Origin of the sequence: Shewanella sp. MM_2022_3, from assembly GCF_022557375.1 — a bacterium.
Taxonomy (GTDB): Bacteria; Pseudomonadota; Gammaproteobacteria; order Enterobacterales; family Shewanellaceae; genus Shewanella; species Shewanella xiamenensis.
Map to the genome: position 1 here is coordinate 1 of NZ_JAKZGV010000049.1, position 14,187 is coordinate 14,187.

Consider the following 14,187-nt stretch of genomic DNA (forward strand, 5'->3'; position numbering starts at 1 on the left):
TCTGGATCCATCATCTTCATCATAATCGCCTCGAATATTTAGCCCTAGACGATCTGATCACAATGCGGGGAATGAGTTCAAAAAAAATCCCTGAGCATTGTTCAGGGATTTGTGTATGAGAGACAGGACAGAGTCTGGCTTTCGTTTATCAATAAGTCATTAGGACTTAGGCGTCGCTATCACCCAGTGACAACAGGGTCGCATTACCACCGATAGCGGTGATGTTATTAGTGCGGGTCTTTTCAGTCACAAAGCGAGTTAAGTAGTGTGGACCACCGGCTTTTGGACCTGTGCCCGACAGACCTTGACCGCCGAAAGGCTGAACGCCAACGACTGCGCCGATTTGGTTACGGTTGATGTACACGTTACCTACGTTCACTTTATCAGCGACTTCGAGGGCATGGCCTTCGTTACGGCTGTGGATACCTAAAGTTAAGCCAAAACCTGTGCTGTTGATTTCATCGATTACATGGGCAAGTTCAGCGGCCTTGTAGCGGATCACATGCAGGATTGGACCAAAGTGTTCTTTTTCAAGCACTTTGATTGAGTCGATTTCAACGGCAGTTGGCGCTACAAAGTGACCATTCTCAGTGCCCGCTGGCAGTGGCATTTGCTTGATAAGCTTACCGACTTGCTTGATGTGGTCGATATGGGCGTCAAGGTTAGCCTTCGCGGTTGCATCGATAACTGGGCCTACGTCGGTTTTCACTGAACTTGGGTTGCCAATTACTAACTCATCCATCGCACCTTGCAGAACATCGATAACGCGGTCTGCAATATCTTCCTGTAGGAAGAGTACACGCAGCGCCGAGCAGCGTTGACCTGCGCTGGTGAAGGATGAAGAAACTACATCGTTAACCACTTGTTCTGGCTGAGAAGTAGAGTCAACCACCATAGCGTTTTGACCACCGGTTTCGGCGATTAACGGAATGATCGCGCCTTCACGGTTTGCCAGTGTGCGGTTGATGAGTTTGGCTGTGCCAGTTGAACCGGTAAAGCATACGCCGCCGATGCGCTCGTCAGCTGTCAGTGCGTTACCTACGGTAGCGCCAGTGCCTGGTAGATATTGCAGCACGTCCGTTGGAATACCCGCTTGGTGTGCTAACTGCACTGCGCGGTAACCAATGATAGACGTCTGTTCAGCAGGTTTTGCGACCACAGTGTTACCCGCAGCGAGGGCCGCCGATACTTGGCCTAAGAAGATCGCTAATGGGAAGTTCCATGGGCTGATACACACGAACACACCGCGACCTTGGAGGAAGAGTTCGTTTAACTCGCCCGTTGGGCCTGGGAGCAGTTCAGGTTTTGACATCAGCTTTTTAGCTTGCACCGCGTAGTAGCGGCAGAAGTCTACGGCTTCACGCACTTCGTCGATACCGTCTTGAATGCTCTTACCTGCTTCACGGGTACAGAGGGCAATCAGCTCTTCGCGGTTTTCTTCTAACAGATCCGCCAGCTTTTGCAGGGCAGAGGCGCGCACTTCAACAGGCGTACGGGTCCAAGAGGCGAAAGCTGCATGAGCAGAAGACACGGCTTGTTCGATAGCCGCTTTGTCGGCAAAGGCCACTTGGCCCACGGTTTGAGTGGTATCGAATGGGCTAACCACGGTTTTGTGCTCGCCAGTTAAGGTTTGACCATTAACCAGAGGGCCCGCTTGCCACTGCGTCGATTTGAATTTGTCTAAGGCCGCGAAGAATGGCTCTGCTTCTGAAATGATGTTCATATTGAGTCCCTTGGAATTTTTGCGATCGCTACCGAAGATGTCGGTAGGTAAAACGATTTTGTTGTTAGCCAGGGTTTTGTAGCCTGTCAGGGTCTTCAGTGGGTGAACCACTAAAGACTCGATAGGGGTTTTCGGATCGACCAGCTTGTGTACGAACGAGGTGTTCGCGCCGTTTTCCAGCAGGCGACGCACTAAGTAGGGCAGCAGATCCTTATGGGCACCGATTGGAGCGTAGATACGTACTGCTTTCGCGCCCGCTTCCGACAGAATGGTGTCGTACAGCTCTTGTCCCATGCCGTGTAGACGTTGGAATTCGTGGTTACGATCGCCCGCCATATCAGAAATCGCCGCAACGGTTTGCGCGTTGTGGCTGGCAAATTGGGGGTAAATCGCGCCGCGAGTGGCGTCAGATAACAGGTAACGCGCACAGGCTAAGTATGATACGTCGGTACCAGCTTTGCGGGTGTAGAGTGGGTATGCAGCTTCACCAGCTTGTTGTGCCCATTTCAGCTCGCTGTCCCAGTAGGCGCCTTTCACTAAGCGAACCGGGATTTCGTCGCCTTGCTCTTTCGCTAGGCGGGTTAACCATACCAGTACTGGCAGGGCACGCTTAGAGTAAGCTTGCACCACGATACCGAGTAATCCCCAGCCTTTAGTGGCGTCAGAATTAAACAGCTTTTGGAACAGTTTTAATGACAGTTCGAGGCGGTCAACTTCTTCGGCGTCGATAGAAATACCGATATTTAACCCGCGCGCGAGTTTAATCAGGCGAATAACAGTGTCGTACAGCTCGGTCAACACACGGTCTTCGTTAGCGACTTCGTAACGTGGGTGCAATGCCGACAGCTTGATAGAAATCGTTGGGCGTGGTGATTCACTTTCGTTATAGCTTTGCGCGCCTAACTCGGTAATCGCATTGGCATAATCGGTAAAGTATTTTTCGGCATCTTTACGCGTCAGCGCGGCTTCACCCAGCATATCGTAAGAATGGGTGTAACCTAATTTACGCTTGTCTTCGCTGTTCTTGAGCGCTTCTTTCATAGTGCGGCCGAGAACGAACTGCTTACCCATAATCTTCATCGCCGCCATCATGGCTTGGCGGATCACAGGCTCACCTAAACGATTGACTAAACGGCCTAATAGGCTACTCGGGCTACCATCGATTTTTTTATCTAAGCTAACAATTTTACCCGTGAGCATTAGGCCCCAAGTGGAGGCATTAACGAGCACTGAATCGCTCTTGCTTAAGTGTTCATCCCATTTTGCGCCTGAGAGTTTATCTTCAATCAAGGCGTCGGCGGTGGCCGCATCGGGAATACGCAGCAGGGCTTCGGCTAAACACATCAGGATAATCCCTTCCTGTGTTTCTAAGCTGTATTGCTGCAGGAAGGCATCGATGCCAACCATTAAGCCTTTTTTCTCAAATTGACGAACTTTGTTTACCAGTTCGTGGGCACGACGAGTGACGCGCTCGATGGCTTCATCACTGGAGGGTACTAGTTTGATTAGCTCTGACAAGTATTGTTCTTCATCGACAATGTAGTTGTCGGTGACGGCTTTGAACAGTTCGTCGAGATTGGCAGAATCGTAGCGGCCTGCCAGCACTTCACTCGCTTTGAACATAGTAATCGCTTCCATCTTGGCCAGTTGTTTTCGGCTCTATTGTTGAAACAAAAATGGGGGGCGCGAAACGCATTTGATATTTTGTATACAATATGAAGCTTTGCGCGCGCAGATTATACAACCAAAATGTGACGGACAACACTATAGCGTGAAAGAATGTGAGGATTGTTTGATTGGCTTGTTAAGTGTTAGTTGTAACGCTTGATTGACAAAAAGCCAGTGTTTGAAAACACTGGCTTTAGCTTTGACTTTCAGATTATTTGCGTAAAAATTTACATCCAACGCTTCTTGTTGCGGCGTTGTGGTCTTGGTAGATATACCAAAATTACCCCAACCACTAAACCTGCGGCGGCAATCAGTCCGCCCTCACGCCATAGCGCAAATTGTGCCTCTTGGGCGCTATGATCAACCGCTACTTTGAGGTTATCACGCTCTTGAGTGGTTTTGTTCAGCATAGCTTCGGCTTCGCTTAGCTTGGCTTTGAGTTCATCCACTTCATCGGAATGGTTATTCGTCGAACTTAAGACTTCTGCAAGCTTGGCTTTGGTTTCGTTTAACTCATTAGTGAGTGTTGAAACTTGCTCACGAAAACTAGGCGTTGAACTGATTAAGTTGGTTGGCACCCAACCTTCACGACCTTTATGGTCGATTATTTTTGAATAATCACCCTGAGTTTCGCCAAGTAACGTAACGGGTTGTCCCGCTTCAATCGAACCCAAAATACGATAATCAGTACCAGGGCCGTTGAGAATATAAAGAAACACGTTATCCGAGATATAGCGGGGTTGGCCTTCGGCCAGCAGGTTAGGGGAGAGTAACATCATTCCCACCAGAGTCAGCATTCTTAACACTTTTGTATTCTCATCAACGAAATAGTGACCACATGCTAGGGATTTGAGGCCTGCAATGCAAGAGGGAAGTCATAGACTTCCCTCAACTTTGCCGCATCCATGCTAGCAATTCCTCTGTGTTTAGTACATTTCTACGGCGAGCTTGCCATAGTCGTCATGTGCTTCTTAGTTAAAGATGCCTTTAATCATATAGAAGAAGATGATCGATAGACCTGCACCCGCAGGTAAAGTAACCACCCAAGACACAACAATGTTACGCACCACACCAATATTAATTGCCGCAATACCACGGGCCATACCCACACCTAATACCGCACCGACTAACGTTTGTGTGGTAGAGATAGGTAAACCAGTACCAGAAGCAATCACTACAGTAGAGGCTGCGGCTAATTCGGCAGCAAAACCGCGACTTGGGGTTAAATGAGTAATATTTTTACCAATGGTTTGCATCACGCGCTGACCGAAAATCGCCAGACCCATAACGATACCCACAGCACCTAAAGGTAGGATCCACCATACTAACGGTGATTTAGATGCAATTTGGCCACCACTATTAACTACAGATACCACCGCAGCTAAAGGACCAATCGCATTAGCAACATCGTTTGAACCGTGGGCGAATGCCATACAACAAGCGGTTAAAACCATCAGGATCGCAAACACTTTTTCGACGTTAGCGTACATGGTTTTGTGGCTTGCTTTCTCATCCATTTTTAGACGAGAAATAAACACTTTACCTATGATACCAACGACCAATGCTATTACGCCCGCCAGGATATAAGCTTCGGCACCTTTTAAATGAATGCCAACGTGTGACAACCCTTTGAGGATCGTGACTAATGACATCATAAAGCCTGCGAACGCCATGTAGAAAGGTACATAACGTTTAGCATTAGCAAGTGGGTTATCGGTGTTGAAAATCAGTTTTTGAGTGCTTTGGAACAGAATGAACGCCATAAAGCCAGAGATTGCTGGTGTAATAACCCAAGAACCAACAATACCGCCTACTTTTTCCCAAGCGACAGACTCAGTGCCAACGCCTACAGCCGCGAAGCCGATAATCGCGCCTACAATTGAGTGAGTCGTTGATACTGGCCAGCCTAATGCCGATGCCACGACTAACCAAATCCCCGCAGCTAACAATGAGCCAATCATGCCATATACCAGCAATTCAGGGGTTTGGGTAAAATAACTTGAATCAATAATACCGTTACGGATTGTACTGGTCACTTCGCCGCCGGCCAAAAAAGCACCTGCAAATTCGAAGATCATAGCGATAATAATCGCTTGTTTAATCGTAATAGCGTTAGAACCAACAGAGGTTCCCATCGCATTGGCCACATCGTTTGCACCAATGCCCCACGCCATTAGAAAACCAAACGCAGCCGCAATGGCAATAAGCCACGGCCCATTAGTGGCTAATACGTTAGCCACCTCCATACCTGCATCAACCATATTGATACCTTGATAACCTTATTTATTAAACGCGAGCAAGCATAAGCTCAAGACGCGAACCGACGCGTTCGGCCAGATCTGCAAGACCGCCGACCCATTCAATCGTTTTATAGAGGAACATCACATCGACAGGATTCAATTCTGATTCCAATGCGAATAATTGACGACGAAGTTGAATTTGTAAATCGTCAGTATCTTCTTCGATGATATCGAGTTCGTTGATCATTTTGGCCACTAAGTCAACTTCACGACCACGGAAACCTGCTTCGAGCAAATCTTCGAGTTCGTTAATGACTTCTTTTGCAAGACCAACCGCGTCGATACAACGTTGTAAGTATGCGATAAAGGGGACTTGCATGACCTGAGGGATAAGTAATTGACGGCCGATAACACGACCAGAGATATCTTTTGCTTTGTTAGCGATTTTGTCTTGTTGTGTAAGTAGTTCCAATAGATCTGTACGCTCAACAGGCATAAACAAACCGCTTGGCAGAGTGAGGCGAATTTCACGTTTGAGTGAGTCCCCTTGCTTTTCCGCTAAACTAATTTGTTTACGTAGTTGAACTGCAGCATCCCAGTTACCTGTGATGGTGGCTTCGAAAAAGGGGACCAGTAACGATGCGCAATCGTAGACTTTGTCCATGTGCTCTTGAAGAGGCTTAATTGGCGATTTTGCAAACACGCCCAAAATAGAGTTTACTGGCATTGCCGTTTACCTATTTAGATTGTTCCATGATTGGAAAAAGCGGGCGCATGTTACCCTATGCGTCCGCGTATTGAAACTGTGTTTTTTGAGAAAAAATCACAGCTTTATTCTAACGGGTTATATACCAACTTCAAAACCAAATCCTACGGGATTTTTATGACACATTTGTGACATTATGAACTAAAAATGACGCGTGAATGAATATTTGATGACAAAATGAGCGGTGCAGTAATGAATGCTGAGATTGAATTAAAACTGTTTTTCCTACCTAAATTTCTAGAAACCCTGATAAATAAGCTAGATAGCTTAGAAAATGCTGCTCCGCAAGGCACACGTCGTTTAACCAACGGTTACTTTGACACTCCCACATTGCAATTGCGTCAATGGGACATGGGATTGCGGGTTCGTGGCTATGATGGACACAAAGAACAAACCATCAAAACAGCAGGGCAAGTGATTGGAGGGATCCATTCTCGCCCCGAATATAATGTCACTATTCAAACCGATAGTCCTGATTTAAGTCTATTCCCCGTAAGCATTTGGCCTATAAATGCCAATTTAGCAGCAGTGCAAGCCGAGCTTGGCTGTGTATTTCATACTGATTTTTATCGCCGTGCTTGGCATGTGAAAGTAGGACATAGCATGGTAGAGGTTGCCTTAGACACTGGCGAAATTACCGCAAATGGCCAGCGCGAGGCGCTCTGTGAACTGGAATTCGAGCTGTTAAGTGGCGATGCGAGTGCGCTATTGGCGCTAGCGACTCAAGTTGCGAGCACGATTCCTGTGCGTTTAGGTAAAGCCAGTAAGGCGCAGCGTGGCTATCGACTCGCGGGGCAATCTAAGCCGTTAGCTTTAAGTGCGCTGGAGTTTTTGCCTCTGCCTGTGCCCGAAGATTTGAATCTACATCAACCCCATCAACAGGATTTAACGGCGACCTGCCAAGTGTTACTTGAAACGGCACTTGAACGTTGGCAATTGCTTGAGGCGATGATAGCTGATGAACAAGATAACGAAGCTCAGATAGCCCTATGGTGGCGGATGCGTGCTTGTATTCGTTTATTACGGATGACTCTGAGGCAGTTTGGTCTCGCTAATGCTACTTTGATGCAGCAATTTAATCTTATTGAATCACAACTAACGTTTATTGAAGAGGCACAGGCCTTAGCTGCCTTGCTCGGTAGTCAAAAAGGCTTATTAACTCGGCACGACGCCCGTCAAGCTTTGATGCAACAACTACAGCTGCAATTTGAAGCCATGGATATCTCAGGGCGGTTAAATTTACTCTGGCAAAGAGTTGAATACGGTCAATTGCAGTTAGCGATTGTCGAGATCCTATTGGCTCTCAGCGCGGGGAATATCGAACTGCCCGCAGAGCTTGGATTATCCCACCATGCTGATCATGCTCAGGAAGCTTCATGGCAGGCGATTTTAGCTGCCATGCCTAGCGATAAGACAATGACCGCCGAGGATTATTTGCAGTGTGCCGCGTTACTGGATGAGAGTATTCAAATAGGGCAAGCGTATGGGCTTTTATATGAGGCAAAATCCCGTGATGCCTTTAGGGCGCCATGGCAGGATTTAGTGTTAGGCATTCGAACCTTAGCCTGTTATCGACAATTAACACTTGCGGCCAAATCGCTTGGTGTCGATTTAACCGATTGGCTTGAGGACAAGCAGCAAAGCTTACTTATTGCGATGGAGGCATCGAGACAAAACGCGATTGAGCAAACGACCTATTGGTAAACGGCCTGTTGGAATAGCCATATTGAACGAAGCTTAGGAAGGCAGTGCCTTCCTAATTTTTTTGGGCTTCTAATGCTTGTTTTAACTCAGCAATTTTGGCCAGCATCTGTGCCTGATTTTGCTCCATTTGCCGCTGGGTTTCTTCCATTCTAGCAAGCGCTAGTTCAAGTTCTGACTTGATTTCTGCCTTATGGGCATCTTGGCGCTCCTGTCGTTCGCTTTCATCTGGTGCAACAAACACAGAAGCCATATAGCCCGAAATTACCCCGAAAAAACTCACACCACTAACGATCACTATGCCACCCACAATATGCCCCGCGGTGCTGACGGGATAAAAGTCGCCGTAACCTACGGTCGAAATGGTCACTAATGCCCACCAAATAGCCTGCTCGGCGGTTTGGATATTCGCGCCTTCAGTGCCGCTTTCGACAATCAAAATGATAATTGAAGCGAAGGTTAAAATGGTCACCATCGCTACCAGCAAACTGGCAAGGGTGGCTTGTTTTCGTTGTTTTATCAGTGGGATAAGGAAGGAGCGGCTCATGCGGATTAAACGGATCACCCGTAGGATTTGGAAGACCCGTGCAATGCGTAGCGCCTCAATAGCAGGAATACTGGCGATGAAATCGATCCAATGATGGCGTAGGTAAAAGAGTTTATTCCGCGAGCGTAATAGGCCAGCAAAAAAGTTGACCATAAAAATCATGCAAATCGTGGTATCGATGAAAAAGAGTAATCGATAGGTTTCTGTATCGAGACGGCCAAAGGTCATCACTAGCACTATGATCACCGATAGCAGCGATAGCAGCATCATTGCAACTTCGATCGGTGAGGGATTACCAACGGAGCGGAGTGACCAAGAGGTTTTATCTGTCATGCCTAACATGATCCCTGTGTTTTAAGGCGAATGTTTAAGGTAAAAGAGTTTACGCTATGAGTAAATTAACTTTGTGATAAATCGCCCGAGTTAGTCCAGTCAGGCCATTTGACGCCGGTTTTTGTGCAGGATTAACGCTGAAATTATTAGTCCTTTGCGACAAAGCGCACGAGATCTTCAAGCACTCTACGTTTAATTTCAAGCTGGGCATCAGCACTTAGGCCGTATTTTTCAGCAAGTTGCACATAATCGTCAGCGTTAAGTGACACGGTTAAACGGGGGCGAGTCGGACGTTTTGAAACACTTAAGCCCAAAATCGTTCTGATCTGATCGGAAGGGCTAACGCCCGCATCGAGCGCCGCTTTACGAATAGAATATTGAAACTTTTCATCGAGGTCGAAAGCCACTTGAGTCGCCTTTGCAGCATCTTGGTTCTTCTGCCATTGCTCTGGAAGAGGGTGTTTCATTTTACTCATTGGGTTTTACCTGTTGCTATCAACCGTATATTGCGAGCCAATTCAATGGGGATTGTAATGGCTTAAGCGATAAAGTGCGAGTCACGCACTTTATCTTTTGCCAAATTTTACTGACCTGGCCAGTAGTCGCGAATGTCCGACAAGGGGCGGTATAAGGTCAGTACCACATCGGTATCGCCACCCTCATACACTTCAACTTCGACTGCGCGGCTTTCGTCATCATCGAGCAGCAAATAATATTCGAAGGGTTCACCGCTGGCGCCATTGGCATCCTGCGGCGGTTTAAGTCCTCGATAATCTTCACGGTGGAAGTAGCCAAAGAGTGCAAAACTCACTTGGTGGTATTGCTTGCCCAACCATTGTTCGAGCTGCTCGGCTAACGGTGGTGATAACTCTTGGGTGGTGAGCTCGGCGTGTCCAGGCTCATCGAACAGGGTGCTAAATTGCTCTAGGTCGAATAGTTGCTCAACCTGGGAGCGGGTAATTTTAAGGGAAAAAGCAAGGTAAGTTTCATCGTCTTCTTCGATGCTTAAAAACAAGGTGTCACTACCATGCCCTTTGAGTACCCATTCGGTTTGTTGTTTACGTTCAAATTCGTAGGTATTAACGGCTTCGACTTTGAGTTGTTGGCCGCGCAATTGTGGTGGCAGTGCAAAACTATTGTCGATGGAGATCATGTCACCGATCTTGAGCGCGGAGGGATGATTGAGTTCACGCGCTGGAGGCGCCTTTTTACCAAAAATACTGTTAAAAAATCCCATATTCGCTCCTAAGCTGTGCGCCAATGTTCTGAACTAACCCATGAGTTAGCTTAGACTTGGGTGAATGTTGGTATACCTAAAACAAAAAAGCCGAGCACAATAGGGGGTGATGGTCCCATCAGTGCTCGGCGTTTGGTCAATCTTAATTAGCTTTTACGTGCCTTGATACGTTCGAGCACAGCGTTAGCATTGGATTTTTGCTCACCAATGCCCGCTTCAGCTAACTTAGCCTGCAATGATTTATCACTGCCTTCTTCGGCTAAGGCTTCAGCTGCTTTTAATCTGTCATCAAACTGCTGCTGACGCGCTTTGATACGCTCTAAAGAGTCTTTTGCATTCAGTAGCTTAGAGTTGCTTGATGCGAAAGAGTCGGTAATCGTTGCCGTGGCTTTTTGCACGCTTTCGGTGGTTTTTACCATGCTTAACTGACGTTGATAATCAGACAGTTGACGCTCGGTTTTCTTCACCAAATCTTTTAAGCGTACCGCATGGGCGCTGAAGCTATCATTGGCGGTCTGCTGCTCAGATAGTTCTTGCTCCAATTGGGCAATTTTTTCCGCCACTTCAATCGCTAAGGCTTCATTGCCTTTGTCTAACGCTTGGGTGACATAGCCTTCGTGCTCAGCAATTGAACGTTTTAAGCGGTCAACTTCGCGGCTGGCTTGCATTTCTTTGGCCATGACATCGGTCAGTTCGCGCTTGGCGTTGGTTAAATGTTTCTCGGCATCGCGGATTTCCTGTTCGAAAATTCGGGTCGAGTTTGCGTCTACGATGCTTTGGCCAACTTCGGTGGCACCACCGCGAAACGCTGTTAAAATTTTATTCAGAATGCCCATGTTGTGGCTCCTTATTTCAGATAGTCGACCATTTCATCGATAACTTCTAAACAGTTATCGGATAATACTGCTAGCTCTTGCTCGATTTCGAGCATGCTAGATTGCAGAGACAGTGCACCGTAAACCACGTATTTGTCATCAATCTTGGCAAAGGCTGACAGTGGCATTGGAATGTTTAATTCGAGCATGGTTTCAAACATTTCACTGCGACGTTCTTGGTTTACTTCATTTTCGCCCCACAGGTAACTGATGCAGAGAATTTGGTTATCCGTAACCGATACGAATACCGGGATTTCTTCACGGCCGACCACATTCACTTGCAACACTTCGACTTCACCATCAATTGGATAGCAATCGAATTGGAAGCCGGTCTGGCTGTTATTGCCAAGGCTGTTGAGGTGATTAGCAAGAGTATGGATATTCATATTTGTCCTTATTGACATATTATGTCTGTATTCAAAGATAGCACTGAGACATAATATGTCAAGCACTATCTTCATCCGTTAAAAAAGATCCAGTCCTTGGGTTTCGGACCAAGCCTGTTGATGATAATGGTACAACTGTAATGACCCCAGTTCATTGGGCTTAATATTGGTCGCATCCTGATAAAAATTGGCAGGAAATTCAAACGCGCCTTTAACTAAACCTAAGGTTAGCCAGTCATCCACAATTGGCAGCTCTGTCAGCTGCGCTAAACGATGTTGAGCATCTTTGCCATTTAAGGTGGCAATACTCCAACCCCATTCGCCAAAACTAGGGACATTGTGGTGATATTGTTTTACATCAAATCCCGCTAATGCCAAGGTTTTTGCTACTGAAATAAAGGCTTTTTGCGCATGATAGGGTGACGTTGACTGTACTGTCAGAGCGCCATCACTGCTCATTAGTTCCTTAAGTTTTCGATAGAAATAATCCGAGTAAAGCTTATTCAGATCTGGATGGCTGGGATCGGGTAAATCCACAATAATCGCATCATATTTATCCCCTTTCGCAATCAGTTTATCTACTCCATTAAAGGCATCATCGTGGATGACCGTTACTCGAGGATCGTTAAACGCATTGCCATTGAGTGATAGCAGGGCTTGGCTTAAACGCGCAGGCATATCAGAATCGGGAGATTTAAACAGTTGCACCAATGCCGCATCAAGGTCGAGTAAGGTCACTTGCTCAGGTTCCCAGCGCAATACTTGTTTTAGGCCCAGCCCGTCACCGCCGCCAATGATTAATACCTTGTTATGACGAGCGCTAGCCGCAAGGGTTGGATGAACTAAAAACGCATGGTAAATGTGTTCATCGCTACTCGAAAACTGTAAACGACCATTGATATACAAGGCATATACGGGGGGAAGACCATTGCCTCGTAGGCGCTCTGTAAAGGTCAGCTGTTGAAAACGCGTTGCCTTGGCATAGACCACCTTATCTTTGTAAAGCAGATTGTTGAACTGTTGCTCCCAGCTTGGCCCTCGAATGGCGAGCAGCAACAATACGCCAGTGACGACTAAGTGGCCCACTAACAGTAATTTCGGTCTTTGGATCTTTGGCCAAAAGCGCCAGATAAATACAAACCCAGCTAACAAGTTAAAGCTGGCGGTCAGTGCGGCGGAGAGTTGTATATCGATGGCCAGCATAAAGCCGACCCAAATGGCCGCGCCAACTCCTGCGCCAATATAATCTGCGCCGTAAATTGTGCCCGCATTGTGGAGTAGGTGTTCATCTGAAAGGGATTGTCTTACCCTTGCGATCAGTGGGATTTCCATCCCGATCATCAAGCCGAGCAGCACGCCCCAGACATAAGGTAGATATTCGCTAAGCTTTTGTAGCGTGCCAATCATCCCACCTTCGGGCAGTTGATCCGGCGGCAAGCCCAAGGTGCTGGCGATGATCATCGGTAGCTGTTGGCCAAAACCTATCACGGCAGCGGTAATTAGAATTGCCAGCGAACCACAGAGCGCGACGGTGAGTTCGAGCACCACAAAGCCAGTGAATGCATCCTTAATTTTACGCGCGGCAAAGGCTCCAAGGCCCATGGAGACGATCATCAGACCGATCATGGTATAGATGGCGGCCTCAAGTGCGCCTAAAATCCGCCCTGCGTAGTGGGATAGCAGATATTCGTAGATAAGACCGCACCCAGCGAGCACGGCCATTATGCCCAGTAATAGGACATCGTCGAACCAGCCTAGGCGGCTAGGTTTAGCCGCCGAAGTGGTTAATTGTGACTCGTGCATTGGATTACGCCATTAGGGCCGTGAGGATAAGTGCGATTGCAATACTGATGGCCATTTCCACGGCTGCGATACCAATATTATGTTGTCTTTCGACTTCATCCGCTAAATTGATACGTGCTAAAACCAGCTTTTTAATGATAAACAGCAGCAGTGTCAGTACGACTAACATTATGATTGAAAACACCAACCAACCAATGATGTTAGTGACATAGGCCGTTGGATTGAAAAGAATAAAGTGACTCGCAGCATTAAAGCTGAGCGCCATAGCGATCATAAATCCGGCGTGGCGGATGGCTAAAGCGGTATGGCCTTGAGCGAGTGCCTGTTGCATTGATGAATCTTGGTTACGGCTTGCGAAACGTTTTTCACGTAAGCGGGTGAGAAGCACCAGCATGAGTTGTGAAATCGCAAAGGCGCTAAAGATGGCAATAAAAGTGTCGATTGTTAAATCTTCAGCCCATAACAGTACTGCGCGAATAATGATTGCGGTGGCGATAGCAACACTGGCATCCACAATGGCGACAGACACGTTACCTTTAACAATTTGCTGATTTTTATCGAGTTCATTTAACGCGATTTTATCGTGTAGAAAGCGCCCAAATTTAATCAGTATTAAACCAAATAAACCATAGGCACTCATGCCTATCGCTTCAGTTAAATAGGAGGGCGCTGCGGCACCAGTGATGGCGCCTGTGAGCACAATGCCTAACGCAGCAACTGCGCCAGCAGTGCTGATCCCAAAGGCAAAGTTATCGCGTTCAGCCAGTTCTTTACTGCTATTTACTCTTACGCTCCATCCTTGTAAATAACGCATTAACGTCAATAGGATAACCGCAATCGTGAGGTCGATTGCGAGTATGGTGACTAGCTCTGGTGTGATACCGAAATCCTGAAATAGTGTCATGGGA

Annotated in this window: 12 protein-coding genes; 1 reads left to right on the forward strand and 11 read right to left on the reverse strand. The window is 47.1% G+C overall.

The features are described from left to right. Positions 1-166: 166 nt before the first annotated feature. The 4 genes from putA to MMG82_RS17815 form a co-directional block, all read right to left on the reverse strand. Positions 167-3,361 carry a bifunctional proline dehydrogenase/L-glutamate gamma-semialdehyde dehydrogenase PutA gene (gene putA / locus MMG82_RS17800; RefSeq protein WP_240293020.1) on the reverse strand — a complete coding sequence of 1,065 codons (3,195 nt, stop codon included), beginning with the start codon at positions 3,359-3,361 and terminating at the stop codon, positions 167-169. Positions 3,362-3,618: 257 nt separating this feature from the next. Next, on the reverse strand, positions 3,619-4,167 hold the full coding sequence (locus tag MMG82_RS17805) for a TIGR04211 family SH3 domain-containing protein (RefSeq protein WP_037421868.1): 549 nt from the start codon (positions 4,165-4,167) through the stop codon (positions 3,619-3,621). Positions 4,168-4,362: 195 nt separating this feature from the next. Then, the gene (locus MMG82_RS17810) at positions 4,363-5,652 is read right to left on the reverse strand and encodes an inorganic phosphate transporter (protein ID WP_080612413.1); all 1,290 of its coding nucleotides are present in this window, start codon (positions 5,650-5,652) and stop codon (positions 4,363-4,365) included. 25 nt (positions 5,653-5,677) lie between these two features. Further along, complete coding sequence (locus MMG82_RS17815) at positions 5,678-6,358, reverse strand: TIGR00153 family protein (RefSeq protein WP_037421779.1); 681 nt, start codon at positions 6,356-6,358, stop codon at positions 5,678-5,680. 231 nt (positions 6,359-6,589) lie between these two features. Here MMG82_RS17815 and MMG82_RS17820 point away from each other — a divergent pair, with 231 nt between their 5' ends. Further along, positions 6,590-8,101 (forward strand): CYTH and CHAD domain-containing protein, encoded by a 1,512-nt coding sequence (locus MMG82_RS17820; RefSeq protein WP_241407229.1) that lies wholly within the window; start codon positions 6,590-6,592, stop codon positions 8,099-8,101. Positions 8,102-8,153: 52 nt separating this feature from the next. Here the strand turns inward: MMG82_RS17820 and MMG82_RS17825 are convergent, their stop codons facing one another. The 7 genes from MMG82_RS17825 to MMG82_RS17855 form a co-directional block, all read right to left on the reverse strand. Continuing rightward, on the reverse strand, positions 8,154-8,978 hold the full coding sequence (locus MMG82_RS17825) for an ion transporter (RefSeq protein ID WP_241407230.1): 825 nt from the start codon (positions 8,976-8,978) through the stop codon (positions 8,154-8,156). Positions 8,979-9,124: 146 nt separating this feature from the next. After that, complete coding sequence (locus MMG82_RS17830) at positions 9,125-9,454, reverse strand: hypothetical protein (protein ID WP_037421772.1); 330 nt, start codon at positions 9,452-9,454, stop codon at positions 9,125-9,127. Positions 9,455-9,561: 107 nt separating this feature from the next. Then, a complete protein-coding gene (locus MMG82_RS17835; RefSeq protein ID WP_047539554.1) occupies positions 9,562-10,215 on the reverse strand; it encodes a hypothetical protein in 654 nt (217 codons plus the stop codon). Between the two features lie 146 nt (positions 10,216-10,361). Beyond that, positions 10,362-11,051 carry a PspA/IM30 family protein gene (locus tag MMG82_RS17840; protein WP_047539556.1) on the reverse strand — a complete coding sequence of 230 codons (690 nt, stop codon included), beginning with the start codon at positions 11,049-11,051 and terminating at the stop codon, positions 10,362-10,364. A gap of 11 nt (positions 11,052-11,062) precedes the next feature. Next, positions 11,063-11,476, reverse strand: a complete 414-nt coding sequence (locus MMG82_RS17845) for a DUF2170 family protein (protein ID WP_007645549.1) — start codon at positions 11,474-11,476, stop codon at positions 11,063-11,065. 78 nt (positions 11,477-11,554) lie between these two features. Next, positions 11,555-13,279, reverse strand: coding sequence for a polyamine aminopropyltransferase (locus MMG82_RS17850; RefSeq protein WP_047539558.1), 1,725 nt, complete (start codon positions 13,277-13,279; stop codon positions 11,555-11,557). Positions 13,280-13,283: 4 nt separating this feature from the next. Further along, positions 13,284-14,183 (reverse strand): DUF350 domain-containing protein, encoded by a 900-nt coding sequence (locus tag MMG82_RS17855; RefSeq protein WP_037430257.1) that lies wholly within the window; start codon positions 14,181-14,183, stop codon positions 13,284-13,286. Between the last annotated feature and the right edge of the window lie 4 nt (positions 14,184-14,187).

Coding starts and splice junctions, on each gene's coding strand:
- putA (WP_240293020.1), bottom strand. CDS start 3,361: ATGGAAGCGATTACTATGTTCAAAGCGAGTGAAGTGCTGGCAGGCCGC.
- MMG82_RS17805 (WP_037421868.1), bottom strand. CDS start 4,167: ATGTTACTCTCCCCTAACCTGCTGGCCGAAGGCCAACCCCGCTATATC.
- MMG82_RS17810 (WP_080612413.1), bottom strand. CDS start 5,652: ATGGTTGATGCAGGTATGGAGGTGGCTAACGTATTAGCCACTAATGGG.
- MMG82_RS17815 (WP_037421779.1), bottom strand. CDS start 6,358: ATGCCAGTAAACTCTATTTTGGGCGTGTTTGCAAAATCGCCAATTAAG.
- MMG82_RS17820 (WP_241407229.1), top strand. CDS start 6,590: ATGAATGCTGAGATTGAATTAAAACTGTTTTTCCTACCTAAATTTCTA.
- MMG82_RS17825 (WP_241407230.1), bottom strand. CDS start 8,978: ATGACAGATAAAACCTCTTGGTCACTCCGCTCCGTTGGTAATCCCTCA.
- MMG82_RS17830 (WP_037421772.1), bottom strand. CDS start 9,454: ATGAGTAAAATGAAACACCCTCTTCCAGAGCAATGGCAGAAGAACCAA.
- MMG82_RS17835 (WP_047539554.1), bottom strand. CDS start 10,215: ATGGGATTTTTTAACAGTATTTTTGGTAAAAAGGCGCCTCCAGCGCGT.
- MMG82_RS17840 (WP_047539556.1), bottom strand. CDS start 11,051: ATGGGCATTCTGAATAAAATTTTAACAGCGTTTCGCGGTGGTGCCACC.
- MMG82_RS17845 (WP_007645549.1), bottom strand. CDS start 11,476: ATGAATATCCATACTCTTGCTAATCACCTCAACAGCCTTGGCAATAAC.
- MMG82_RS17850 (WP_047539558.1), bottom strand. CDS start 13,279: ATGCACGAGTCACAATTAACCACTTCGGCGGCTAAACCTAGCCGCCTA.
- MMG82_RS17855 (WP_037430257.1), bottom strand. CDS start 14,183: ATGACACTATTTCAGGATTTCGGTATCACACCAGAGCTAGTCACCATA.